Source organism: Paenibacillus oenotherae (assembly GCF_019443105.1).
In the GTDB taxonomy this organism is placed as follows: Bacteria; Bacillota; Bacilli; order Paenibacillales; family Paenibacillaceae; genus Paenibacillus_Z; species Paenibacillus_Z oenotherae.
The window spans coordinates 19,262-44,312 of sequence record NZ_JAHZIJ010000011.1; the positions used below are offsets into that span (position 1 = coordinate 19,262).

Here is a 25,051-nt window from a genome sequence, read left to right on the forward strand (position 1 = left end):
TTTACATGTTAACCTTCTATGCTTTTCTCCCAGGACTTGTAAGCCGGACATTCGGATTCCGCGTCTTTAAACGAGGCCGCGCCAAGAACGAAATTGCGCTTACATTCGATGACGGGCCAGATCCGAAATATACGCCGCTGCTGCTGGATCTCTTGAAGCGGCATGACGCCAAAGCCACCTTCTTCGTTGTTGGCGTCCATGCGGAGAAGCATCCTGAGCTGCTTCAAAGAATGCGCGACGAAGGTCATATTATCGGCATTCATAATTACGTACACAAGACGAATTGGTTCATGCGGCCAAGCTCAGTCAAGCGCCAGATCCACCGGACCTCGGATATTATCAAGAAAGCAACCGGTGTTCGTGCAGCCTATTATCGGCCGCCATGGGGGATTGTGAATCTGTTTGATTTCTCTAATTTGGGCTATCTGCAAATTATTCTATGGTCAACCCTGTTCGGTGATTGGCGCAAGCGGGTTGGGGCGGAACGGCTCTTGAAGCGGATGCTGAAGAAGCTTCGCCCGGGCGAAGTGCTGCTGCTGCATGACTGCGGCTCTACCTTCGGCGCTGATTATGATGCCCCTGCGAATATGCTTGCCGCATTGGAGCCTTTTCTGATCGAAGGCAAGCGGCGCGGCTTCCAGTTCGTGCACATTGCCGAGATGATCGCCGTTACGGATCGTGCCAGGGCGTCTAACCGCTCATTAAGCTTGTTCAAAAGAATGATAGTTGCATGCTGGTTAGTGTGGGAACGGATTTTTCACGTATTATTCCGCATCCAAGAAGGCGGAACGGACTCCATTTTTCATTATCGCAAGCGGAAATACCGGGGAAAAGCACTTCAGCTTTCTGAAGGCAGAACGATTGAAGACGGGGATGAGGTCATTGAGCTTCATCTTGACAACAGCATGCTGTTCCGGATGATGATGGAATCGCGCTCGCTCATGCATGTAGCCATTCTGCTCATTCGTGAAGTGGAGAAGGCGATGCCTAAGCTTGCCGAGCAGTTTGCCGGCAAAGAAGAATATGCGAACGTACGCGGCTTGTATGGCATCAGCATGATCAACAGAGGAGCTGCGCAGTTCGGGTTTACCGTACTGGAGCTGCAGCCTGGCTTGTTTGATCGCTTGACCCGCTTTTACTTGAAACTGCTTATGTTCGTCCTGCATCCTTCAGGGAAGAAACGGGTAAGGGGCGAGAACAGCCGGCTTTCTCCACGAATTATTGCGATGTCCATGGAGGAGCTGTTTAAGCGTTACAGCACAAGAGGCGATCTGAAGCCCGTGTGGAATAAGAGATCCGCTTATGATGGGGCGCTACAGCCGGCAGGTAAAGCCGCGATTTCACATTCTGCTTACGATAATGCAAATACCGCCAGGGAGTTTACTCCCTAGCGGTATTTTTTTTCTGCTTTATTAGTGCCAAAGCACGTTAAGCTGCTTTACGAAATCTGCGGTACATGAGCCATGAGCCGCTTCCGACAACAAGAACAGCCGCAGCTATTCCGATACCGATCCAGAGCGTGCTATTGTCGCTTTGAGGCTCTGTAATAAGTACATAGGTGCTGAGCGCAGGCAATGTAAACTTGCTGCCTTCAACGGTTTGAATCGTTTCTAAGCCCGCTTTCTCGCCATTGACGACAAGATTCCATTTGCCGGCTTTCGGAAGATCAACAGTGACTTCCTTCGCGTTCGCATTATGCGCTACGATGATTTGTTCGGAGGAATCCTGAACGGCGTCTCCGTTCAGCTCGTATACAATCGTGCTCTCAGGCGAAGGTATAAACTTCAGATTGGAACGGATTTCATCTGCTGTCGCCATGCGGAATGCCGGATGGGTTTTGCGCAGCTGAATGAGTCCCTTCATATAATCGACATCTGCGCTGCGGTCCAGACGGCGCTGCCAGTCGAGCTGGTTGACGGCGTCACTGGATTTGTAGCTGTTGTCATCTCCGCCCTTAGTCCGCATGAATTCTTGACCTGCATGCAGGAACGCGATACCTTGGGAGGTCATAATAATGGAAGAGATCATGCGGTGCATTTTGCTGCGATCCGCATCATTCGCATCCGGGTTGGATATTTGCAGCTTATCCCAAATCGTATGGTTGTCATGCGCTTCCGCATAGGTTACGGATTGCTGCGGATCCTTGGCCCAGGATGTGATCTCATCATTGTATTCAATTGCCCCAACAATACCTTGCTTGGCGGCAAGAGTAGCCTCAACATTGCCGTTAACGAATCCTTGCTCTTCAAAGATAAAGATGCTGCCCTTCAAGCCGTCGCGCACGCCATCGTTAAACTGGCCAATGCCCATGAATTTGGCTGCATTGCTTTGTTTGGCTTTAATTTCCGGATCAAGCGCGGTTGGAAGATCCCAGCCTTCGCCGATCAGAAGCAGTGTAGGATCAATCTTCAGCAATGCGTCACGCACCTGATTCATCGTTTCTACATCATGAATGCCCATCAGGTCGAAACGGAAGCCGTCAATATTGTATTCATTTACCCAGTATTGCGTCGAATCAATAATGAATTTGCGCATCATTTTGTGATCAGAAGCGGTATCATTGCCGACACCTGTTCCGTTGGACAGCTTGCCTTCTTCGTTGTAACGGAAGTAGTAGCCTGGCACAAGATTCTCGAAGTTGGATGGATTGACCGCATACATATGGTTGTACACGACGTCCATCGTCACGCGCAAGCCGTTCTCATGCATTGCTTGAATCATTTGCTTCATTTCTTTAATACGTGCGGTCGGCTCATAGGGATCACTGGAATAGGAGCCCTCTGGCGTGTTGAAATTCTTAGGATCATAACCCCAGTTGAACTGCGGGGTGTCCAGCTTCGTCTCATCAACACTGCTGTAATCATAGGATGGCATCAATTGCACATGGGTGATGCCAAGCTCTTTCAGATAGTCAAGACCTGTGCTGATTCCGTTTGGTCCTTTGGTGCCCTTCTGGGTAAGACCGAGGTATTTGCCCCGTTTGTCAGCATCGACGCCGCTTTCAGGATGGATGGTGGCATCGCGTACATGAAGCTCATAGATGATAGCATCCTCAGCTTTAACGAACTCCGCTTTTTTCGTTGCTTTAAAATCTTTCGGATTGGTTTCGGCCAAGTCTACGATCGCTCCGCGGTCACCATTGACTGTAACTGCGCGAGCGTATGGATCGACAGCTTCATTCCAATGGTCGCCGATTTTTACTTTGTACGTGTAAATAACGCCTTTCTGATCGCCCTTCAAAGCAGCTGTCCAGGTGCCTTTATCGCTTCTTTCCATTGCGGTTTCTGTACCTGTCTCGCTATCCCATTTCTCGTACGTAACGAGCTTCGCTTCTCCGGCTGTCGGCGCCCATACGCGGAATTTGGTCTCTTCCTTCGTGTAGGTATTGCCGAGGTCATTGCCGTCATAATAGAACAGCTCATCGAATCCATCGGAACGAACGACATCGCCGATCGATACGGTAGCATCGCCGAAGAGCGGCTTGCTGAGCTTGTATGACTTGGTCAATTCGAAGTTTTCCTCTGTAGTGACTTTAACAATATTGCTCATGCTGCCATGTCCCTGATCGACCGGCTCAACGCTCTTCACGGTCATGCCTTCGATTGTAATGTCGGCATTATTAGCAGCCTTGGCATCGAAAACATAGTTGGTTTCAACCGTAAGAAGGTTCAGGTCATCGATTTTTGCAGATTTGAACCTCGGTTTGATATCATCCCCAGGCGGACGCTCGTTATAAACCTTCTCTTGGCCTTGTGCGATCCAGATCTCTGCATTGCCCTTCTCGTCGAACGTGGTAATGAAGCGGTCGCTGAATTCTTTGTCGGCATTATCATTGCCTGCCACGCTCTTGCGGACGGTAAAGCCGATCTGCGATGCGTTGGCTCCCTTGAACTCTGCCTTCGCGATCTTGCCGTAATCGTCTTCGCCTGTGAAGTTAACTTGCTGGCCTTCTTTGTCCCCCGGCCACATCAACAGGTTCCAGCCGTCATATTGATTATCATAGCGGGAATAGTGAATCGTCACCGACAGATTCTCATGCGATCTGACTGTCCGGTATTCGCCATCAGGAGGGCTTGTGTATACCGTGCCGTCGCCGCCCTTGATCCAGACCTCGCCTACACCGCCTTTAATCTCGACGTATCGGTCCTGATCGCCGTCCTTCTTCCATTCGTCGGTACGAACGATGAAGCCGACTCGCTTCACATCTCCATCGAGCAGAATTTCGCCTACCTGCCCCCAGGCATCCTCGCTGTTGAATTGGTATACAGCGCCATCGCCGCCTTCAGGCCAACCCCACAGATTCCAGGATTCCTTGCTGCTCGGATCTTTCTTATAGTGAACGATCGCCTTTGTTTTGCCTGGTACGGGGGAAACCGACACTGCAGAGCTTGCAGATGCTGCTGCTCCTTCAGCTGCCGGCTTTGCGCCGCCGCTGGCTTCCGCCGCTGAAGCGAAGGTAGTGCCATTGCCGGCTACAACCCAAGCCTCTGCTTTGCCATCAACGACATCCACAAAGCGATCCTCTCCGTCTTTGTCCCAATCATCTGTGCGAACAATGAAGCCGACCTTCTCCAGGTCGCCCTCCAGCTCAATCTGAGCCACCCGGCCGAAATCATCATTTCCGGTAAAGGGGAAGGCTTGCCCTTCACCGCCATCAGGAAACGCCCAGATGTTCCAGTCCTTGTCTGTATTAGGATCCTCCTTATAATGTACAATCAATGTTGTTTTCCCTTGTGCAAACGTTTTCACTAAAGTCGGCGAAAAAAGCGTGCTGACGATTAGAGCGAATGCTACAAGCAGCGGAAGTGTCCGTAAAGCCTTACTTCTTCCTAAGTGCATAACGTTAATCCCCCTCCTGGTTGGTATGTTCTGGATTTCAGAGGCGACTGACAATCTCTGTATGCCCTGAATCCTTTCGACATAAATAATAACATGCCCACACAATAAAGGAAACCGGTTTCATATACAATGTTTGAGTTTCATAGAGATGGAAAAAAAGTAATGGATTTCAGACTAGCAAGTACAGGAAATTTGATCTACTATTGCAGTAGGGCTATAGTTCTGGTTCAAGCCGCTGTCAAGTGAATGATTCTGTACATATCGCTAATATTGAGCTATTCGCTGCCCAATTATTAGACAAACCAAAGAATGAGGTATGTGCGACACAATATTTTAAATATCGTATTAAAACTGCTGAAAAGGGGATTCGGAATTTCAAAAAATAGTATATACTGTAATTAGTCATTAGAATTATGAGAAACAACAAGAGATGAAAGAGAATAAAGCAGTAGAGGGGCGTGGTACATATGAAAAAACCAACAATCAAGTCATTTAAGCCAAGCAGCAAGTTTTTGTCAAATTTTGCGAATGGTCTGAGGAATTTGAAGCTGACGCATCGCATGATCCTTTTGCTAGTCGTACTGACGATCGTGAACATTGGCGCAGGCGGAATTATCCTCTATCAGAATAATGTCGTACAAACTGAAATGGATAAATCCGATCAGCTGCAGGACGCTCAGAAGAAGTACAATGACATCGCGAAAAATTTGGAAGCGTCAACAATTATGTTTGTAGATTTGCTGGAAGGATTTGCGGCGACGAAGAAGCAGACTGTCGATGACAATATGGCCGCTGCGGCGACCCAGATTGTTGAGTTGGAGAAGGTGCTCAAGGAGCTGGATGAGGAATATCCGACCAAAGATTTCCGTGATTCATACAGCGCGCTTGTTATCAGGGTACAGACGGGATATAACGAGATTAAAACACAATATGACGCCTACGATATTATTTTGGATGATGAAACGAAGCGGGTTATGCGCCGTGACGTCGTAGCCAATTACTGGGACGTATTAAGCAAGACGAATAATGATTCGCAGAGCAGATTCGCCAAAGCTGTAGAGGAAAGAGGCGTAGCGCTTAGCGCCGCTGTCTCATGGTCGAACAATATTGTCATTATTAATATTATTGTGATGGCGATCTTCCCGGCTCTTGTCATGACCGGCTTGATCCGTTCCATTAGAAGAAACTTGGCCGGCATTACGAAGCATATCGAAGCTTACAAGAATAACGATTTCACTTATGATGTCAAGCTGCAGTCGAGGGATGAATTCGGCATGATCGATAATATGCTGACCGATATGGGCGGCAAATTGCGGGAAACGCTGGCATCGACGGTTGCAGTGAGCGAGCAGGTGCTGGATGTCTCGCAGCGGATGTCATCCATGCTGACGATTAATAAAGAAGCATCCGAGACGGTAAAGAAAGAAGTGGCGCACAGCAAGAAGCTGATCTCTTCCCAGAATGATTCCAATGCATCGATTTCGGCAGTAACGGAAGAGGTGTCCGCTAGCTCGGAACAAATATCGGCATCCAGTGATTATATAAACAATGATATGAAGCGGATGCACCATTCTTCGAACGAAGGCATGGAGAAGATGCAGGAGATCGTCGGGCTTGTTGATGAAACATCGCAGCAGTTCAACGAGCTGTCTGGCGTGCTTCGCGTGATGACAGAGCGTTACAGCAATGTTGCCCGTTTCCTCGATAACATTAATGAGATTACGAGCCAGACCGGCCTGTTGTCGCTTAACGCTTCCATTGAAGCTGCAAGAGCGGGCGAGCATGGTAGCGGCTTTGCAGTTGTGGCGGGCGAAATTCGCAAGCTGTCCGGGAAGACGGATGGCCTCTCGCGTGCGATCGCATCAGATTTGAAGCAAATTCATAATGATCTGAAGCAGTGCGAGAAGACGTTGGATTCGTTCTCCTTGCTTATTACGCGGACCAAAGCGATCTCTCAAACCTCTAACGTGACCTTTAATGAATTGAAGGATCAAAGCGGCTTGTTGGCAGAGCAGATGAATGAGATCACAGTAGCGATCGGAGAGATTGCGACAGGGATGACAACAATCGTTACATCAGTAGAATGGCTGGCGGAATCCTCCACAGAAGTGAATGATCGAATGGGCCAGATGGAAGGGTTGACGAATGAGCAATTCAAGATTTCCGATAATTTGATGGACATGGCCGGATCATTGAAGGACGCCTCCCAGCGGCTGCGCGAGAAGACGGACTCCTTCAAGCTCTAACATAGCAGTGCCATATAGCGGGCTTCTTATACACATCATCTATACACGTGTATGAGAGTCCGCTTTGTTCTATGTATGGACATGGATTGAAAATTGACCGTATATGATATATTAATGAACAAAAAAGTATGTAAAGTATATATATGCATTGTTTTGAAGGTATGAAGCCAAGCATATTATTCTGGCGACTGGCTTGTTTGTAGATCTTGCCGAGACGATGGGGGCTGCCACCAAGCCTGGAACAGAGCCGCGCATCAAGACGGTACTCGAAGTGGATGCAGCGGGTAGAACAAATATTGAAGGTGTATGGGCGGCAGGCACCTGTGCTGGTGTCAGCATGCATACCATTATCACCGCCGGAGACGGCGCTAAAGTAGCGATTAATCTCATCAGTGAGCTGAATGGCGAGCGTTACGTCGATCACGATGTATTGAAGTCGTAGTTTGATTATTATTTACCATAGACAACCCTAAAAGCATCCAATACCATGTTCGAAGTTCGAAGTGGTGTGGATGCTTTGTTGTGAAGGTGCGAAGGTGGCGTAGTAGCGTAGGTGACGAAGTGGTGGAGTGCATTCAATCAATCAATCAATCAATCAATCAAAGCTTTCAAACAGAGCCGTCTCCCCGGGCGGATAGAGGCCAGTAGAACTTGGAAGAGCCAGGAAGTATAATGAAGGAAGATAATAGAACGCCATATAGAGAGAAGGGTGAGGTTTCATTCATGCGAGCAGTTCGAATGATCGCAAGTACTGTTTTTTTTGTTGTACTTATACTGGGTCTGCAATATTATGTGGGGTGGCATTTGAAGCTGTTTCTGCAAACCTGGTTTGATGGTGTTCCGGGCGTTATGTACTGGATATGCTTCTGGATTATTGCCATGTCCTATCTGGTATCCAGATTGCTTGAGAGAGCAGTCAAGGGCAGGATTGCAAGGGGACTCAAGTGGGTGGGGTCTTACTGGTTCGCTATTCTGCAGTATAGTGTGCTGCTCCTGCCAATCGCCGATCTGGCGGCATGGGTGCTGCATCTGTCTGCCGTACCTATGGAGACTATCATTCTGGCGACAGGCTCAACCGTTATCCTTATTCTGCTTGCGATTCTGACAAGGGGCTCCTGGAATGCATGGAAGCCGATTACTCGCCAGTATACGATAGAGGTACCTAAAACGGCAGGGGCCGTGAAGGAGCTGCGTATCGCAGTAGCTTCTGATCTGCATCTCGGCACGATTGTCGGAAGAAGCTATCTGCGATTGCTTGTCAATCGTGTGAATGCGATTGAGCCGGATCTCGTCCTGCTGCCGGGCGATGTTATCGATGATGATATTGAGCCGTTCAAGCGTCTTCAATATGGCAGTCTGTTAAGCGGCTTGAAATCACGTTACGGGACATATGCTGTTCTAGGCAATCATGAGTATTTTGGCGGGCACATCGAGGAGTTCGTTGCGCTGATGAAACAAGCGGGCATTGCTGTGCTGCTGGACGAATCTGTTGCAATCGCGGATAGCTTCTACATAATCGGACGCAAGGACAAAACGGCCCAGAGGCTGCCTGGCGGGCGTTTGCCGATTGGCGAGCTGACGGCCGGACTTGATCATTCCATGCCGCTTATCTTGATGGATCATCAGCCTTCAGCGCTGCAGGAAGCAGCGGATAATGGCATCGACTTATCACTCCATGGACATACCCATCGTGGGCAGATGGCGCCGAACCATTGGATTACCCGCCGAATTTTCGAGCTTGATTGGGGGTATCTTCGCAAAGGGAATCTGCATGCTTTTGTTTCCTCAGGCTACGGTAGCTGGGGACCGCCGATTCGGATCGGAAGCCGTTCGGAAATTCTGGACATTACGATTCGCTTTGTGTCGCAGCAGGGCTCATAGACCGTGCTTGAAGCAGGCGGCATCCAACAACTTCGTATTGGTCTCCTCCTCCTTTCAGCTTATAATTTATTAGGAGACCGCTTATTAATCCGGGGAGTTGACTATGGAAACAGAAACGAATATTACCCCCATCCTAACAAAACGATCCTCTCGAATACGATCATGGCTGCTTTCACGAAAAAGAGCTGCATTGCGCAATGATACGCCATTCTGGCGAACCTCTTTGATCGGCTTATGGCTCGTTAGCTGTACGCTTCTTGTTATTGCGAGCCTGGGCATGCCGACGGGCATGGGGGCTGTTATCGACAGCATTCTCGCAATCGTGCTCGGAACAATCGGAATGGCCATCATTGCGCCAATGGCTGCATTTCTGCTGGCGGTTGCTTATCTTCCGCTCCCCAGACTTTATACTGGTGGGGTGATCTATGTTTCATCTGTTGTATTTATCGTGTTCTATTATGCCAATACAGGAATTCTCCTATCCGCAATATTGACGGGATTCCTGACGATCTATGGCATTGTCAGCGGGTTGACAATCGCGCTGCTGATCAGCCGCAGAGTGTCCAGAAATGTCAAGGCAGCATGCGTACTGGCTGTTATGGCGTCAGTCCTGGCTTATACGTACTGGCCAGTGCTGTCGAATGAAGCGCTGACAGCCGCGGATACTAGCGATGATCGGATTATAGAAGCGGTCAATTCGATACAAGCGGCTAATCCTGCCGAGCAGGGCAGCTACCGGTATTCGGTATTTGCTTACGGCAGCGGCGAGGACAGGCACCGGGCGGAGTTTGCTGACGAAGCCAGCTTGATCAGCGACTCTGTGGATGCCTCCGCATACATTGACAACTGGTCGAAGCTGCGTGCCTTTTATTGGGGCTTCGACCAGAAGGAGCTTCCGGTTAATGGACGTGTATGGATGCCGGAGGGAGAAGGGCCTTACCCGCTTGTATTGATGGTGCACGGCAACCACTTAATGGAGCAGTTCTCTGACGAAGGGTATGCTTATTTGGGTGAAATGCTGGCCAGCAGAGGTTATATCGCAGTATCGGTGGATGAGAACTTCCTCAATTATTCCGTATGGCAGAACATTCCCGATGATGATATGAAGGTTCGGGCCTGGATGCTGCTGAAGCATTTGCAGCAGATCGCCGCATTCAACAATCAGAGCGGCACTCCCTTCTTCAATCGGGTGAACCTGGATCAAGTCGCTTTGATCGGGCATTCCAGAGGCGGGCAGGCTGTAGCTATGGCAGCTGACCGCAATCGATGGTTTACAGGGGACCGGTCGTTCCAGGGGCTCGACAAGACCGTACGCATTCAGGCTGTCGTTGCGATTGCACCGACAGACAAGTCCGTTAATAAGCAATCCGCTGCTCTGCGGAATGTCCATTATTTGTCGCTGCAGGGGGCGATGGATGGCGATGTGAACAATTTCTATGGCGAGCGCCAATATTTGCGCACATCCTTTACTTCCTCATCGGACAAATTCAAGGCAACGCTCTATATTGGGGAAGCGAATCACAGCCAGTTCAATACGGAGTGGGGTTCCATGGACGATAGCTTGCCGGGAGGCCTGCTGCTTAATCGGGAAGGAATGCTGGAGCCTGAAGAGCAGCGCCAGGTGGCTAAAGTCTATATATCGGCCTTCCTTGAAACGGCCCTTCACGGCAAGAAGGAATATACCGCCTTATTCCGCGACTATCGGACAGGACTGGCTTGGCTGCCTGAGGCAACCTATTTCAACCGTTTCGAGAATAACAGCTTTCGAGCAATTGCCCGGTTTGATGAGGATAGGAATGGAACTACCGGAACCAGAGGCGTAACGGCAGAAGCGAGCGGATTGAAGTGGTCAGAGCAGAAGGCCGAAGACCGTGACGGCAATAGCAAAGGAACAAGAGGACTGCAGCTGGAGTGGGAAGATCGGGGCAGTTATACGCTTCACATACCTGAGCTCCGAAGTTCCATTCTTCGAACGAGCGCAAGCTCAAGTTTGACCTTTGCGCTGACCAGTCTGGAGCATGAGCTTGAGGGGGCGGAGGAACAGGAGGCGGAATGGACGGCGCCCGCTATAGAAATTGAGCTGGAGAGCGGCAATGGGGAGTCCGTGCGGCTGCCTTTGGCACATTTTATGCCGGTTCTTCCGCTGCCGCGAACGGATTTCACGCTTTATTCCTGGATGGAAGAGCGAGTCAAGAACGGCAAGTATAAGGAGGCGACAGAGCCGGTATTCCAGACCTTCCTGCTGCCGCTTGGACATTTCAAGCAAGCTAATTCGAAGTTTGACCCTTCCGGGATTACGCGGGTTACGTTTTATTTTGGCGGTACCCGGGGGAAGGTCATGCTTGACGATATTGGAATAACCGATTGATGTGTTGATGTACAATAGGCGGCGCATAGGGTGATACCTCACGCTCTGCGCATGAATAGAACCGTTATCCCCTAGTACGAGATGTGGCTCGATGAGCTGCATCACCACCTTCTAGGGATAACGGTCCTTTACTTTGTTAAGCTAAACTAAACGACGTAGACAGGGATATACACGACTACCCCATCACAAATGGCAGTTACCGCAGTTCTTCCGCTATGATTGCTTACAGTAATGGTACCTTTGTCTACGGTAACGATTTTTGTATTATTGGATGCCCATTTTGCTGTGGCATTGACGTACCTTGTTGTGCCATCGTAATAGGTAGCCAGTAACCGGACATAAATTTGCTTTTTCCCTGGATGCAAGGTTACATTTCGTATTGACGGAGTCAGGCTTTTTATTTTGGCTGGGGTAACCGATACATATGCTTCTGCTTTATGGCCCTTATAGACAGCAGTAATTATTGCTGTTCCATTCGTACTGCCGGCTTTAATGACACCGTGCGTGAAAGTGGCAGTAGAGGGAGAACTGCTCGAATAAACTGTCTCCGGGTCATTCGTCACATTCTTGCGTTCGTTATTCTCATATACGGCAAATAAATAAAGTGGCTCGGATTTATTCGGCTGGACCATAAGCTGTTCCTCGACCAGTTCCAAATGATCGACCCCTCCTCTCTCGGAGACGATGACTAGGCAGCTGGCTGTCTTTCCGTCGTAGGTTCTCACTGTAACTCTTGCTTTACCAATATGCTGGGGGTAGATAACCCCATTTAATACGATCACCGCCCCTGAACTGCTTTCCCATGTCAATTGCTGCGGTGCATGAAGGGGGAGCACAGTGGCTTTCAACTCTTTGGCTATGTCTTCTCTTGTATGAAGTTCTGTATGGTTTAATTCGACGCTGGTTACAGGGGCATTTTTCTGGTCATCATCGATAATGGATACTCTGGCGCTTGATTGCGCTCCGAGAATTGCTCCTTTAGTAGGATTGGAGAGTTTCACTGTAAAATACTCCACACCTTCATTGATGATATCATCAATGATTCTTACCGATATTCTTTTCGATGTTTCTCCTTTATTAAAATACATCGGCGATAGGCAGGTAGTAAATACTGACCTGTAATCCGAATCCTCAGTTGCAGTTCCGGGGATAACGGAGCAGTCAAACCCGACAAGTTGTCCTCGGGATCCGTTAGTTCGGGTAATGGTTAAGATAACCACTCTGCCGTTCTCAGCTATAGTGTAATCGGAAGCGCTGAATTGCAGCTCACCTTGTATGTCCGGACTAAAGTCATCATCAATAATCGTCACTTTTGCAGTACGTATTGCACCGATTGCTGTTCCGGGCGCTGCCGGATCCAGGATGGAAACGGTGAAGGTTTCATCCCCCTCTATGACCTCATCATCAACCATGGTTACGAATACTATTGCAGTGGGCGAGAACGAGTAAATATTAAAGGGGCGGGAAAGATCCATAGGATCGATATCATCTATACTGACTCCCGGCCCTTTAACGAGCTGGGTGTAAATGGTAGCTTTATTGTTAGTAGTTGTAAAGGAACATTTAATGGGAATGCCGATCCCATACTTCCCCTCCGAGATGGTAATATCATCGCTTGTGAAGCTGCACCGATTAGGGTCGCTGCTGGTACTTTGATTCGCGAGTATTTTAATTGTGCTGCTATTGATGGTTCCTATAGAAGCCCCTCCTGTCGCATTAGTCAACCGAACGGTGAAATACTCATCCTCCTCGTCCTTAAGATCACGAATGATGGATACTTCAAATGTTTTGCGCAGCTCCCCATCAGCAAACACTAAGGTTCTGTTCGTACTGGAATGGCTATAATCCAAACCATAGGCGGCGGTACCGTCATTGAAGCTGTAGTTGACTGAAACCGTGCCCTCTGACCCGTTCGTTCGGGTTATAGTAAGGCCCAGCGTTTTTTCGTTCTCATAAACGTCATAATGGGCGGAGGAGAATTGCAGAATACCCGCTGACTCCACCATGGAGGGGCTATTGCCCCCATCGGCATAAGCAGATTCCTGCAAAAAGGACGCATGAAAGAAAAGCACAAGTAAAAACGCAAGGACAAGAGGAGTTAACCGACTTTGAACAGGAGTAGATTTACAATTTAATAAAATCATACAAAACCTCCTTTTAATGGTGCCCATATTATACAATAATAGATACGTTTTGTATCATTTTTTATGAAATTATATTTCCTCTGGCTATGGCCTCTATCGTGAGGGAGAATCAGCAACATTTATTAAACATTGTGAATTGCCGGGGGGCCGTTTGGGCAACATTTGGTAAAGGACCCATTACGGAGGAGTAAGCGATGAATAGTAAAAAGTTGGGCATTTGGTCGATCGGCATGATGCTGATGCTGTCAGTCGGGCTTGCCAATCATGTGTTCGTCCTTCCTGCACTGCTGGTTACTGCCAGACGCGATGCTTGGCTGTGCATTTTTCCGGCGCTGGCTGTGCTGATTCCCTGGATGATTGTTATTGTTCACGGTATTATGAAACGGACCCAGCCAGCTCGCATCGCGGATTGGCTTCATCACAGGCTGCCGCCAATAGTTGCATGGATCGTATTGATTCCCGTCATGCTGCTGCTGTACGTTCACGGCTTTCAGACCTTCGCAGATACAATTGCCTGGACATCAAGGACTTATTTGCCCAAGACCCCGATTGTAGTTATCAGTCTCATGCTGATGGCACTTGTGGCATTCGCTGTATGGTCAGGGCTGCGGGCTGTCGTCTATATGTCCTGCTTGCTGCTGCCTCCGGTCGTTCTGCTTGGCGATTTTGTCATGAGTGTGAATACGCCGGATAAAAACTACGAATTGCTGCTCCCTATTATGGAGAATGGATTCCGCTCGCTGCTGAACGGCTCTTTATACGCAGGGGGAGGCTTGATCGAGCTCTCTTTCATTGTATTTATCCAACACAATATGAAAATCCGAATGGCAAGATGGCAATTGGTGCTGCTCCTGTTCTTTCTGGCGTTGTTGACACTTGGCCCGACAGTCGGAGCGCTTACCGAATTTGGTCCTGAACAAGCAGCGAAGCTTCGTTACCCCGCCTTTGCCCAATGGCGTCTTGTTACAGTTGGCGATTATATCGAGCATGTTGATTTTTTCGCTATCTTTCAGTGGCTCTCAGGTTCATTTGTACGCACTTCACTCGCGCTTATTATTATGATGGATCTGCTGCCTGTGCGCAAAGCAGGCAAGAAGCTGATCCTTCTGCTGCTTATCAGCTTGAGTTATGTCTTTGGCACTCTATGGCTGTTGAACCATTTGGTGCTGCACCAATCGGTAGCGGTGAATGTCTTCATTGCCAGCATCATTGTTATCACCCTGGTCATACTCACTATTTGGCTGCTGTCATTCAGACGAGCTTCAAGCGGGGAGGGGGAGAGCTGTGAACGAGAGCACATTCCAAGTCACCCGTGAATGGCTGGATGGGGAGGTTAGCGGCTGTGGAGATGTGGCCCTGACGGAAATGCGCAGCAATCGTGGTGAATCGGGCGATTCTTCATTGATGACGCTCATTTATTGTACGGGTCTGATCGATCGAACGTCGATGCAGACATTGCTGTTTACAACATCGGATGGAAAAAAGGAAGAGATACTGAACAACCCGCTTGTCTCTGAATTCGATCCGGGAGAGAACGGGTTGCAGCTGTTCAACCATGTATTCTCCGGTCGGCTTGTTATTTGGCTCCAGGAGGACAACCGTGTCTATGTATGCGATACAGCCGACAATCCGGGAAGAGCGCCGGAGGAGTCTACGATGGAGGTGTCTCTTAAAGGGCCCAGAGACGGCTTTATCGAGCAGATCGATGTGAATTGTGCGCTTATCCGCAAACGGCTTCGCACGACAAAGCTGCAGATAGAGAGCTTCATCATCGGCTCCTCCTCCCAGACACAGGTGCAGCTGCTGTATTTGAAGGATACAGCTTGTCCGGAAATTATTCATGAAGCGAGAGGCAGGCTCAAACGGATTCATATTGAGGCGCTTCAAACAGCGGCTGAGCTTGAAGAAATTATATCTGACCGCTCCTTATCGTTATTCCCGTTAGTCAATTACGTCGGTCGGCCGGATTTTGTCGTGCAATCCTTGCTTAACGGCCGATTCGCGCTGCTGGTCGATGGTTCGCCGTCTGCCCTTATTGCGCCTGCCAATTTGGCGATGCTTATTAAATCGCCGGAGGATGCGCATTTGCCGTACTATTTTGTCTCCTTCGAGCGGCTTCTTAGATTGCTTGGCTTTCTGCTCGCCATTGCTCTGCCCGGGTTCTGGATATCACTGCTTGCTTTTAATAGTGATCAGGTGCCGCTTCCATTGCTTGCGACAGTCATCATGTCGAGAATGGGATTGCCGCTGGGCTCCCAGATGGAGCTTTTTATTATGATTATGATGTTTGAGCTTTTCCGTGAAGCGGGTGTTCGGCTGCCTCGGGCTGTGGGACAGACCGTTACTGTTGTTGGCGGCCTGATCGTGGGTGATGCGGCGATACGTGCAGGTCTTACTTCGCCGACGATGCTTGTTGTATCAGCGGTGACAGCTGTAGCGACCTTCACGCTCGTCAATCAATCTCTGAATGGGACGGTAACTGTTATTCGTATCTATATTCTGTTTGTGTCATCCATACTGGGTTTGTTCGGGTTCTTCATCTCCTTGTTTTCTGTCTTTCTGTATCTATGCAGGCTGGAATCGTTCGGCCAGCCCTATCTCGCTCCTGTCGCGCCATTCAAGCCCCGCCAGCTATTAACCGCGCTGCTGCAGCTCCCATGGAAATTTCGCGCGAAGCAAGGAGATTGAAGCGATGAAGTATATGCCACTAATAAGGGCTAAGGTTAAGCTGCTGCTTCTTATCGCCACGATTTCTCCGGTGCTGTCTGGCTGCTGGGATTCATCGAATCTGGAGAATCTGGAATATATAACGGCCATCGGAATCGACCGGCAGGAGGAGAAATTTATATTTTACGCGCAGCTCATAGATCTTTCGACGATTGCCAAGACGGAAGGGGGGGCTAAAAAGGACAAAATTCCAAACTGGATCGGAAGAGGAGAGGGCATTACGATTTATGATGCCTATTCAAAGCTTCTAAGGAGCGCGCAATCAGAGATCAGTCTGGAGCAGCTAAAAGTTGTTGTCGTACACGAGCATGCGATGGACTTCATGACGGAAATTCTGGATGCTCTTAACCGAGTCCGGGTAGCCCGCTACACCTCGTGGATGTTCGGGACAAGAGGCAGGATGATGGATATTTTCAATGCCAGTCTCGTGCTGGAGCGCTCCCAGCTGCACAGCCTGCTCTATAACCCGCAACAGCAGATGAAGAGCAATACTTTTGTACAGCCGCTTAATATGCAGAAATTCGTGGCACAGTTCACGGAGAAGGCAGTAACCGCGCTGCTGCCATCCATTCTGGCGACCGAACAAACGTGGCACGAGAACGAATCCAGAATCAAAGTGGGCATGATTGATGGACTGTTTGCCTTCAAGGCTAAGAAAAAACAATATTATGACCGCGATCTAATTACCGGAATCCGTTGGTTTAACCCCAGGTTCAGCCGACACTTGCTGGCCATTAAGGATGAATCGGGCAAACATGCGACAGTTATGGTGGTGAAGTCGAAATCGAAGGTGGATGTATCGTTTAAGCAGGGCAAGCCTATATTTACAATACGTATGAAGCTCCAGGGAGAATTGGCTGAGACGGACGGGCAGATCACATTCCATAATATTATTGCAGGACTGGAGAAGCGGGTTCAAGAAGAAGTGCTGCAGGTGTATGCGGCTGGAGTCAAGCAAGGGGTTGATCTGTTGAATCTGGATGAGAGGCTGTTTCGCTATCATCACAAGGAGTGGAAGAAGCTTGCGGAGAAAGGCGGCTGGCATCCTCAGCCTGGCGAGCTTCGCGTAGATGTTCATTGCGTGCTGAAGCATTCCGGCAGCTTTATTATGGACTGATGCTCTGGTGCAAATGTGCGGATACCGCTCCTATCACTTGCATATAGTGTAATATGCATCATTGATAGGAGGGATCGCCATGCAATTTGTGGTATGCGCAGCATCAGCCGTATTCGGTTCGGTTCTGACATTCGCTTACGGCATGTGGCCCGAATCGCTTACATTTCTGCTTGTTGTGATCGCAATCGATTATATTACCGGTGTTACAGCTGCTGTGAGAGAGAAGCAAGGCTTGAGCAGTGTGGTTGGTGCCTGGGGTTTGGCCAAAAAGGGGATTATACTGCTCGTTGTTCTGCTCGCCCATCGGATTGACATTCTTTTGAAATTGGAAACGGTTGCTATGGGGGCGGCTATCTATTTCTATATCGCAAATGAGCTGATTTCGATTACGGAGAACCTTGGGCGGATCGGAGTTCCGCTGCCTGACCGGCTTCGCCAGATCATTGAAATATTGAAGGATAAGGGGAAGAGCTGAGACGGGGTCATATGCGAGAGGTCGTCCGGGTTAGAGGGCGCCCTCTTTTTTGTTGAACAGAGCAGTTGCATCCCGGAATATCTTCCGTTATAATGAGAACAAATGTTCTTGTTTGTTCGATGTATGAAGAGATAGAAGTAAGATTGGTTATGGAGGGGTATACTATGGCCGTGGACGTGGAATCCATGGAAGCACAATGGGGAAGATCCGTTGGAATCGGCAAGGAATTAGAGCTGGTCAAGCATTATGTGCTGCTTGGTATCGTCATGCGGATACTTGATCATGATATCCGGATTGTCGGAGCGGCGGGAACGAAGCTGCCCACATTATATGAGGGAATGCTGCGCGGCCTTCAGGACAGGGTGCTGCTTGAGCTTGCTTCGATCCGGAAGCAGTTTCGTGTCAGCGGCATTCGGGTTATTGAGGAGAAGAGCGGCCGTGACGGATTGACCGCACAATATGTTTGCCGGGGCTACTATCACAATTTCTCCATGATTTGGAGCTTTGTCAAGGCGGAAGCAGAGCGGCTTCTTAAAGTCTATATGTCGAAATAACGTTCATCGTTTTGTCATAAAACGAAAAAAGTTTATCGCTTTGCTCAGTTTAAGGTTGAGAAAATCGGACGATCTTAGGTAAAATAAGAGGTAGACATTATGAAGGCAAAAAAGGGAGCGAAGTAGCAATGCATAAATGGCTTATGTTTCTTGTTTTCACTGCAGCATCGGTACTGGGTATATATTTGTTGGCAACCCAGCTTCCGGAGAAACCGATCGATGAAGCGGCATCATTGCCACCGGGCGTAACGCTGCTGAAAGTGGAAGCGAATGCTGATTTCACCTTCGACAAGCAGGAATACAAGGTAAAGAAAGGCGATAAAGTGAAGCTCAAGCTCGTGAACAAGAGCGGCATGCACGGACTGGCTATTCCTGAACTTGATATCGATCTTCAAGGCGACGTGTTGGAGCAAGAGGTAGAGTTCAAAGAGGCTGGAACCTACGAGATCCATTGCTCAGTAGCTTGCGGTACAGGTCACGCTGAGATGAAAACAGTGCTGATTGTTGAATAAATAGAGAGAAGGAGCCTTGAATAGGCTCCTTTTTCATTCGGATGCTAAGAATGGCTGCGCCGTCTGCTCCTTGCGATCATCCAGTCGCAGAACAATCCGATCAGCGCATAGCTGGCAATGGTCAGCACATACATCAGAATAACGTTAACCTCATGTGTGTCAATAAAGAAATCGACAAACCAGCCGGGAACGCTGAACATGAAGAACACAAAGTTATGCGGATCGTAGCCTGTATAGTTATAAAGACACAGAGCAAGGCCGATAAGCGTAGCAACAATCGTAACCGGGTAGCGCATCGATAACTATCCCCTTCGCAAGAAGATTGCCGAGTGGCGGCTGCTTAGGTTATTATGTGACAAAAGGACGTTCATCATGCGAGTGGGAACAATACGTCGATTATTCATTATGGAAAAGGAGAGAATGATTGGATGATTACACACATTGTTTTATTTAAGCTGAAGGATCGCACGCCGGAGAGTATTGCCGCAACCGTTCAGGTGCTGAACAATATGGAGGGCAAGATCGATGAGCTGAGACATCTTGAGGTGGGAACCGATATTCTTCATTCGGAGCGCTCATACGATATAGCACTTGTGACGAAATTTGATTCCATGGACGCGTTAGCCGCATATCAAGTACACCCGGTTCACAAGAAAGTTATCGAGCATATGACACAAGTGCGTGAGTCATCATTCAGTGTTGATTACGAGAGTTAGAGGACGGTTGCAGCATGCGTGATGTATATGAAATGTTTACTTATTTGCTCGTCATTCTTATTAGCAGTGTAGTAATGGTGATGTGGCTGAAGCGTAAGGCGCGCAAGAAGAAACAGTAGACAAGGCGGGAGCGAAGAACATGTACTACGTTAATCGCGATCAAATATCAGCGAGATTGAATGTCATCTCTGATCTTACGGATGCCCTCCGTTATATTGCGGAGCATTGGGACGGCAGCCTGCTTCAAGGGCTGGCCCAGGAGCGCGCACTACATATGGCGATTGAGATCGTGACCGATGTGGGGAGCTGCATCATTGACGGCTTTATTATGCGGGATGCCAGCAGTTACGAGGACATCATCGAAATTATCGGAGGCGAGGGTGTTTTTCCGGCAGAGCTTCATGAGCCCTTGCTCGGGCTTGTGAGATTGCGGAGGCCGCTTGTCCAGGATTATTATGAATGGCCGAGGAATGAGCTGCATCCCTTCACATTATCCACACCTGAGACACTCGAAGCATTCCAAGCATCAGTAGAAGCTTATATGGCAAGAGAACTGGACGCTTAGCGTATTAGCAGCGGCAGGAGCGTTGACGCTTCTGCCGCTGCTTGTTAATGTCGATTTACGAAAAGGACAAAATGCGATACAATGACGCTAGTACATTCGCATGCATCGCTTGACCCGAGCCATGCCAACGCGCTAGGTGGTGATGAGGTTGGAACAAATAGACAATCCGGGTGTCAAGCAGGAGCTTTCATCCAGACAAGAGGGGTCAACGCGCCAGACGATTTTGACGCTGTTCAAGACCAAAGGCCAGATGAATGCCGGGGAGCTGGCCAAGAAGCTGCAAATTACAGAGATGGCTGTACGTCGTCATCTAAGTACGCTGGAACGTGACGGATACATTCGTCCAACGCTTGTCAGGCAAGCCGTAGGCAGGCCTACACACAAGTATGGGTTAACCGAGCAGGCGGAGCATTTATTTCCTAAAAATTATCATGTTCTTGCGCTTGATCTGCTGGAAGAGCTGGCTGACGACCCTGAAACTGCCGTTTTGGTTGACCGTATGTTTGAAGGGCGCAAGCGGAAGCTGCTGGAGCGTTATGCCTCCCGTATGGAGGGCAAGTCGCTGAAGGAGAAAGTGTCTGAGCTTGCAGCCATACAGAATGACGGCGGTTATATGGTGAAGCTGGAGGATGGGGAGAACGGGCTTGTCCTGCATGAGTACAATTGTCCGATCGCTCAGGTGGCCAATCTCTATCAGCAAGCTTGCCAGTGCGAATTGGCGCTGTTCGAGCAGCTGCTTGGCACGACGGTGGAACGGACGGAATGTCTGGCCAAGGGCGGCGGCAAGTGCAGCTACCTGATTGCTGGAGCTCAATAGATTGACAATCCACTGCTTGACATAGAAATGCAAATAAGATCGCCCGCTAACCGGCCAGCTTGGCCAGGTGGTGGGCGATTTTTTTTTGTCAAGCTAGCCATAGTGGTACGGCTGCATTGGGAATCAGCGCGAGCGGTGTCAGCATCCTGCTTCTGTTGCGTTTCGATATTCCCGGCAGCTTAGCAGGAGAGGTTTCATGTTATTTATTTGGTCTGGAGTGTCAGGTCAAGCCCATGCTGCTTATAATGACAATACGAATTGGGCATTCGTCTAAGAGGTGGGTGTACCACACTTCTAGCTATGACGGCAGAAGGAGGAATGAGACTATGGTTCATGTTTGGTTGGAGGCTGCCTTGGTTGCGGGTTTTATATTGCTAGTTGCGGGCATCCTTATTTGGCTGCGAGCTGCTGATCGCAAGCTCGCACTCTTGCTTGAAGCTGCCCAGTCGATGGAGCGAAGCGTGGGGACGACAGCTGCCCAGGTATGCGAGTTTGTTCAGCCTGCAACGGAATCAGCGCGTATCGTACAGCGTCAGCTTGATCAGACAGCACGCATCTTCGATGCTGCCCGACGCGTAGGCGATGCTGCGGCAGATGCATCGGATACACTGTGCCGAATGACCGAGCTGCTGAACGAAACCGCTTCGCGCCATGTTGAGCAGGCTGGAGGCAAATATCGCCATCGGATTGCAGATGCGATGGACTGGGCAGAGGTTGGGCTTGCAGCTTGGCAATTCTGGCAATCCAAACGAAGAGATAGCCATTCCTCTGCATGCTCAAGGCATGACGAAGGGCACGATACTAACTACTGACAACCGAGCCGACTCAAAACTTGGCGACTAGCGGTTGCAGTGAACCTGACAACCGAGCCGACTCAAAACTTGGCGGCTAGCGGTTGCAGTGAACCTGACAACCGAGCCGACTCAAACCTGGCGGCTAGCGGTTGCAGTGAACCTGACAACCGAGCCGACTCAAAACTTGGCGGCTAGCGGTTGCAGTGGACCTGACAACCGAGCCGACTCAACCCGGCGGCTAACGGTTGCAGTGAAAGGAGCGAAGGGAATGGCAAGGAACAGGCAAAAAGATTTCTTGTTTGGCGTGCTGGCCGGAGGTATTGTCGGTTCGATTACCGCGCTGATGCTGGCACCGAAATCCGGCCGCGAGATTAGAAGCGATATTTCGCAAGGGGCTCAGCAAGTTAGCGGCCATACGGTGCGAATTGCAGGGCAGGTCGGCGGAACGACAACGCGGATCGCGAAGCAGGTAGGCAGCGGAGCAACTTCGCTTGCTACGAAAGTGAAGGATTCCGCTGACAGTATGATTGGCAGTGTGCGCAGCTGGCGCAGCAGCAAGAATGAATGGGATACAGAAGCTGTTGCTGAGGAGACGGCGGCGGTTAATGAGTCCCCAATAGAGGCCAAGAGAGAAGCAGAGCTTCAATCGTCTCGCTCGTGATGATGTAAAGCGTGCTTACATGGACAAAGAGCCTTATCGCAGATCGAACCTAGATAAGGCTCTTTGTACTGCTGCTGGCGGCGCAAAAGTTACTGGAAGGAAAGTTTTTCCTGTCCCCGACTGCAACCTTTTTCATGAAATATTGCGTCTAGAATCATGCAACAACGTGAGAATAAGACATCAGGAGGTATGATACAAGATGAAAAGAACAACTCGGCTGGGTATAACGGCGCTTGCTGCCGCGATGATGATCTCAGGCGCATCAAGTTTCGTTTATGGTGATTCAGATCAGGCTAAGGCTACTGTTGCGATCAATATGGATGGGGCCTCGGCAGTCAAGCTGAACTATCCGGTTGCAATTAATGGGGTGCTGTCGACAGAGACCGGCTACTTACATAAGGATGGCAAGACCGTTATGCTGCCGCTTCGCGCGCTTGTCGAAGCATTAGGGTACAAGATTGCGTGGAATGGGGAGACCAAGTCAGCGGAGCTGACCAGAGGCGCACAATGGACAAGTGTGAAAGTAGGAGAGGATCAGTATTCATTCGCCAAAATGCTGATCAAGCTTGGCATTGCCCCGCAATCCATCGGCGGCAAAGTGTATGTGCCGGAATCCTTCGCCTCCCAAGTGCTGCAAGCGGATGTAACGCGTGACGGCAAACAGGTGAATGTAGTGCAGGAGGAGAAAAAGACGATGACGACACAGGGGTTCGTGACCGGCATAGCGATAAAGGACGGGAAGGGCCAGATCCATATTAATGGAGCCGGCACTGCCGGACTCGTGCTGAACGTCGACTCATCAACGAAGATTACCGATGAGGACGGGAAGGAGCTGACTTGGGAATCCTTGCTTCTTGGCATGGATGTGGAGGCTGTTCACGCGATTTTCTCAACATTAAGCCTTCCTCCTCAAACACCGCTTTATGAGTTGAAGGTTAAGACGAAGACTGCGGAGAAAGAGATTCTCGGTACAGCAGGGACGATTGAAGAAGTTATGACTGGCGATGACGGTACAATATCGGTACTGATCAAAGGCGAAGGGCTGAGTGACCGTTCTCCGGCGGAAGTGAGGCTTAATCTGCTGCCAGAGACAATTGTTGCAGCAGCTGACGGTTCCAAGCTGGAAGCAGCTAAGCTGGTTAAAGGCTCTGCTGCAATAGGATTCTACAATCCAATGCTGACGAAGAGTCTGCCGCCGCAAGGGAATGCATGGAAAATCATTGTTATGCCGGATACGGAGACTTCGGAGATACCCGAAAATCCACCCGTCCGCTAATGCACAGCAATAGACTGTAATTGGGCAGAGCAAAGTGCCGTAATCCTTTCATAAACGGCGCTTTGCTCTTTGTTATCTTTATTGAACCTTGTCCAGAATTGCGCTAAGATGTAGGTACATTTTCATTCCTGCATTCATATTCTATTGAAGTTCTGACAAAACGATCAAGAAAGCGGTGTGTCTGTGCAACAACCGATCGCAATTCTGGATTCCGGCGTAGGCGGCTTAACCGTTGTCAAAGAAGTTATGCGCCAGCTTCCACGTGAGAAAATTATTTACTTCGGCGATACGGCCCGCGCACCATATGGACCACGTCCAGCAGAAGAAGTAACCCGATTCACCCGGGAAATAGTGGACTACTTGATTCAATACCGGCCTAAAATGCTTGTCATCGCTTGCAATACAGCCACTGCAGTTGCGCTGGAGGACATTCGTTCCCGCGTTTCTATTCCTGTCGTAGGCGTTATTCATCCGGGCGCACGTGCTGCCAATGGCCGCACGCAGAGAGGGATTATTGGTGTTATCGGCACAGAAGGCACGATCCGAAGCGGAGCATACGAGCAAGCATTAAAGCAGCTTTCACCATCAGTTGAAGTGATAAGCCTCGCTTGTCCAAGATTCGTCCCGCTCGTTGAACAGGGCAATTTCCGTTCTGACGAAACCTATGCAGCAGTAAGTGAATCGCTGGAATCGCTGAAGCAGCGCAAGCTGGACACGCTTATATTAGGATGTACACATTACCCCTTCCTTGCAGAGACTATCGCTGAGGTTATGGGCAAGGAGATCACGTTAATCAGCTCGGCTGATGAGACAGCCAGAGAGATCAGCACCATACTGTATGACCGCAACCGGATGGCGAGAAGTGACGATCAGCCTGTACATCAATTTTTCTGCAGCGGCGAACCGCGCATGTTCAAGTCGATTACCCAGCAGTGGCTTGGCGAGCAGATCGAGCTGACACCGGTTGTCTGGCAGGTGCCCAATATTGTTTGATAGCCCCAGGGAGCGGCTTGCAGCTGTTCCGAAACTCCTTTGTGGTAATTTCAACTCCCACGGCGAAACATGCGAAGCGGCATTATTTATCTCGTTTCTGACCCCATAAAGGTAAAATGCCTGCCAGCGTGCAGGCATTTTACTTTCGTTTCCCCTTATCGGCCGATTCCCCCCTCCAAATCATGCATAATCGCAGGAATGTTACCATTATGGCATCTTGTAACCGAAATTCATGCTCATTCGCAGGCTTCTTACTCTCCGTCACGCTGCCTTCAAACCACAGTTGGAAAAGGGGACAGGCTACGCTGGGAAGTCGGAAGATATGGGACAGCCTCAAGCTGTTCCTTTATCTATTTGCTATCAGCT

General features: G+C 49.4%; 20 protein-coding genes and 1 pseudogene. 18 read left to right on the forward strand and 3 right to left on the reverse strand.

Annotated elements, in window-relative coordinates:
- Positions 1-5: 5 nt before the first annotated feature.
- Complete coding sequence (locus tag K0T92_RS15445; RefSeq protein WP_246628188.1) at positions 6-1,391, forward strand: polysaccharide deacetylase family protein; 1,386 nt, start codon at positions 6-8, stop codon at positions 1,389-1,391.
- A 37-nt stretch (positions 1,392-1,428) separates the two neighbouring features.
- Here K0T92_RS15445 and pulA read toward each other — a convergent pair whose 3' ends face one another.
- Positions 1,429-4,839, reverse strand: a complete 3,411-nt coding sequence (gene pulA, locus K0T92_RS15450) for a type I pullulanase (protein WP_219873382.1) — start codon at positions 4,837-4,839, stop codon at positions 1,429-1,431.
- 467 nt (positions 4,840-5,306) lie between these two features.
- Between pulA and K0T92_RS15455 the strand changes: the two genes are divergently transcribed.
- From K0T92_RS15455 to K0T92_RS15470, 4 genes and pseudogenes are all read left to right on the forward strand, one after another.
- Positions 5,307-7,085: a methyl-accepting chemotaxis protein gene (locus K0T92_RS15455; protein ID WP_219873383.1), complete on the forward strand. Its 1,779-nt coding sequence runs from the start codon at positions 5,307-5,309 to the stop codon at positions 7,083-7,085.
- A 160-nt stretch (positions 7,086-7,245) separates the two neighbouring features.
- Positions 7,246-7,527 (forward strand): annotated as a pseudogene (locus K0T92_RS15460) (pyridine nucleotide-disulfide oxidoreductase); the annotation flags it as partial.
- 230 nt (positions 7,528-7,757) lie between these two features.
- Positions 7,758-8,966 (forward strand): metallophosphoesterase, encoded by a 1,209-nt coding sequence (locus tag K0T92_RS15465; protein WP_246628189.1) that lies wholly within the window; start codon positions 7,758-7,760, stop codon positions 8,964-8,966.
- A 103-nt stretch (positions 8,967-9,069) separates the two neighbouring features.
- Positions 9,070-11,334: an alpha/beta hydrolase family protein gene (locus K0T92_RS15470; RefSeq protein ID WP_219873384.1), complete on the forward strand. Its 2,265-nt coding sequence runs from the start codon at positions 9,070-9,072 to the stop codon at positions 11,332-11,334.
- A gap of 146 nt (positions 11,335-11,480) precedes the next feature.
- On the opposite strand, the gene K0T92_RS15475 is transcribed toward K0T92_RS15470, so the two are convergent.
- The gene (locus K0T92_RS15475; RefSeq protein ID WP_219873385.1) at positions 11,481-13,478 is read right to left on the reverse strand and encodes a Calx-beta domain-containing protein; all 1,998 of its coding nucleotides are present in this window, start codon (positions 13,476-13,478) and stop codon (positions 11,481-11,483) included.
- Between the two features lie 194 nt (positions 13,479-13,672).
- Here K0T92_RS15475 and K0T92_RS25080 point away from each other — a divergent pair, with 194 nt between their 5' ends.
- The 6 genes from K0T92_RS25080 (at position 13,673) to K0T92_RS15500 (ending at position 18,863) form a co-directional block, all read left to right on the forward strand.
- The gene (locus tag K0T92_RS25080; protein WP_246628190.1) at positions 13,673-14,794 is read left to right on the forward strand and encodes an endospore germination permease; all 1,122 of its coding nucleotides are present in this window, start codon (positions 13,673-13,675) and stop codon (positions 14,792-14,794) included.
- Positions 14,763-16,166 carry a spore germination protein gene (locus K0T92_RS15480; protein ID WP_343223718.1) on the forward strand — a complete coding sequence of 468 codons (1,404 nt, stop codon included), beginning with the start codon at positions 14,763-14,765 and terminating at the stop codon, positions 16,164-16,166. The genes K0T92_RS25080 and K0T92_RS15480 overlap by 32 nt, the downstream gene beginning before the upstream one ends.
- A gap of 4 nt (positions 16,167-16,170) precedes the next feature.
- The gene (locus K0T92_RS15485; protein ID WP_219873387.1) at positions 16,171-17,322 is read left to right on the forward strand and encodes a Ger(x)C family spore germination protein; all 1,152 of its coding nucleotides are present in this window, start codon (positions 16,171-16,173) and stop codon (positions 17,320-17,322) included.
- A gap of 79 nt (positions 17,323-17,401) precedes the next feature.
- Positions 17,402-17,797 (forward strand): phage holin family protein, encoded by a 396-nt coding sequence (locus K0T92_RS15490; protein ID WP_219873388.1) that lies wholly within the window; start codon positions 17,402-17,404, stop codon positions 17,795-17,797.
- A gap of 164 nt (positions 17,798-17,961) precedes the next feature.
- Positions 17,962-18,351, forward strand: coding sequence for a YhjD family protein (locus K0T92_RS15495; RefSeq protein WP_219873389.1), 390 nt, complete (start codon positions 17,962-17,964; stop codon positions 18,349-18,351).
- Positions 18,352-18,479: 128 nt separating this feature from the next.
- Positions 18,480-18,863, forward strand: a complete 384-nt coding sequence (locus tag K0T92_RS15500) for a cupredoxin domain-containing protein (RefSeq protein WP_219873390.1) — start codon at positions 18,480-18,482, stop codon at positions 18,861-18,863.
- Positions 18,864-18,907: 44 nt separating this feature from the next.
- Here K0T92_RS15500 and K0T92_RS15505 read toward each other — a convergent pair whose 3' ends face one another.
- Complete coding sequence (locus tag K0T92_RS15505) at positions 18,908-19,159, reverse strand: hypothetical protein (RefSeq protein WP_219873391.1); 252 nt, start codon at positions 19,157-19,159, stop codon at positions 18,908-18,910.
- A 132-nt stretch (positions 19,160-19,291) separates the two neighbouring features.
- Here K0T92_RS15505 and K0T92_RS15510 point away from each other — a divergent pair, with 132 nt between their 5' ends.
- The 7 genes from K0T92_RS15510 (at position 19,292) to racE (ending at position 24,685) form a co-directional block, all read left to right on the forward strand.
- On the forward strand, positions 19,292-19,579 hold the full coding sequence (locus K0T92_RS15510; RefSeq protein ID WP_219873392.1) for a Dabb family protein: 288 nt from the start codon (positions 19,292-19,294) through the stop codon (positions 19,577-19,579).
- 139 nt (positions 19,580-19,718) lie between these two features.
- The gene (locus tag K0T92_RS15515) at positions 19,719-20,144 is read left to right on the forward strand and encodes a DUF86 domain-containing protein (protein WP_219873393.1); all 426 of its coding nucleotides are present in this window, start codon (positions 19,719-19,721) and stop codon (positions 20,142-20,144) included.
- Positions 20,145-20,292: 148 nt separating this feature from the next.
- Entirely contained in the window at positions 20,293-20,961 is a 669-nt protein-coding gene (locus K0T92_RS15520) for a helix-turn-helix transcriptional regulator (protein WP_246628191.1), read from the forward strand.
- 326 nt (positions 20,962-21,287) lie between these two features.
- Positions 21,288-21,773, forward strand: a complete 486-nt coding sequence (locus tag K0T92_RS15525; protein WP_219873395.1) for a DUF948 domain-containing protein — start codon at positions 21,288-21,290, stop codon at positions 21,771-21,773.
- Between the two features lie 250 nt (positions 21,774-22,023).
- Positions 22,024-22,416, forward strand: a complete 393-nt coding sequence (locus K0T92_RS15530; protein ID WP_219873396.1) for a YtxH domain-containing protein — start codon at positions 22,024-22,026, stop codon at positions 22,414-22,416.
- A gap of 199 nt (positions 22,417-22,615) precedes the next feature.
- Positions 22,616-23,692 (forward strand): copper amine oxidase N-terminal domain-containing protein, encoded by a 1,077-nt coding sequence (locus tag K0T92_RS15535; RefSeq protein WP_219873397.1) that lies wholly within the window; start codon positions 22,616-22,618, stop codon positions 23,690-23,692.
- Positions 23,693-23,875: 183 nt separating this feature from the next.
- Positions 23,876-24,685, forward strand: a complete 810-nt coding sequence (racE, locus tag K0T92_RS15540; RefSeq protein WP_343223719.1) for a glutamate racemase — start codon at positions 23,876-23,878, stop codon at positions 24,683-24,685.
- Positions 24,686-25,051: the final 366 nt, after the last annotated feature.

Excerpts from the sequence above, each read along its gene's own strand:
- K0T92_RS15445 (WP_246628188.1), top strand. The coding sequence starts at position 6 with ATGTTAACCTTCTATGCTTTTCTCCCAGGACTTGTAAGCCGGACATTC.
- pulA (WP_219873382.1), bottom strand. The coding sequence starts at position 4,839 with ATGCACTTAGGAAGAAGTAAGGCTTTACGGACACTTCCGCTGCTTGTA.
- K0T92_RS15455 (WP_219873383.1), top strand. The coding sequence starts at position 5,307 with ATGAAAAAACCAACAATCAAGTCATTTAAGCCAAGCAGCAAGTTTTTG.
- K0T92_RS15465 (WP_246628189.1), top strand. The coding sequence starts at position 7,758 with ATGAAGGAAGATAATAGAACGCCATATAGAGAGAAGGGTGAGGTTTCA.
- K0T92_RS15470 (WP_219873384.1), top strand. The coding sequence starts at position 9,070 with ATGGAAACAGAAACGAATATTACCCCCATCCTAACAAAACGATCCTCT.
- K0T92_RS15475 (WP_219873385.1), bottom strand. The coding sequence starts at position 13,478 with ATGATTTTATTAAATTGTAAATCTACTCCTGTTCAAAGTCGGTTAACT.
- K0T92_RS25080 (WP_246628190.1), top strand. The coding sequence starts at position 13,673 with ATGAATAGTAAAAAGTTGGGCATTTGGTCGATCGGCATGATGCTGATG.
- K0T92_RS15485 (WP_219873387.1), top strand. The coding sequence starts at position 16,171 with ATGAAGTATATGCCACTAATAAGGGCTAAGGTTAAGCTGCTGCTTCTT.
- K0T92_RS15490 (WP_219873388.1), top strand. The coding sequence starts at position 17,402 with ATGCAATTTGTGGTATGCGCAGCATCAGCCGTATTCGGTTCGGTTCTG.
- K0T92_RS15495 (WP_219873389.1), top strand. The coding sequence starts at position 17,962 with ATGGCCGTGGACGTGGAATCCATGGAAGCACAATGGGGAAGATCCGTT.
- K0T92_RS15500 (WP_219873390.1), top strand. The coding sequence starts at position 18,480 with ATGCATAAATGGCTTATGTTTCTTGTTTTCACTGCAGCATCGGTACTG.
- K0T92_RS15505 (WP_219873391.1), bottom strand. The coding sequence starts at position 19,159 with ATGCGCTACCCGGTTACGATTGTTGCTACGCTTATCGGCCTTGCTCTG.
- K0T92_RS15510 (WP_219873392.1), top strand. The coding sequence starts at position 19,292 with ATGATTACACACATTGTTTTATTTAAGCTGAAGGATCGCACGCCGGAG.
- K0T92_RS15515 (WP_219873393.1), top strand. The coding sequence starts at position 19,719 with ATGTACTACGTTAATCGCGATCAAATATCAGCGAGATTGAATGTCATC.
- K0T92_RS15525 (WP_219873395.1), top strand. The coding sequence starts at position 21,288 with ATGGTTCATGTTTGGTTGGAGGCTGCCTTGGTTGCGGGTTTTATATTG.
- K0T92_RS15530 (WP_219873396.1), top strand. The coding sequence starts at position 22,024 with ATGGCAAGGAACAGGCAAAAAGATTTCTTGTTTGGCGTGCTGGCCGGA.
- K0T92_RS15535 (WP_219873397.1), top strand. The coding sequence starts at position 22,616 with ATGAAAAGAACAACTCGGCTGGGTATAACGGCGCTTGCTGCCGCGATG.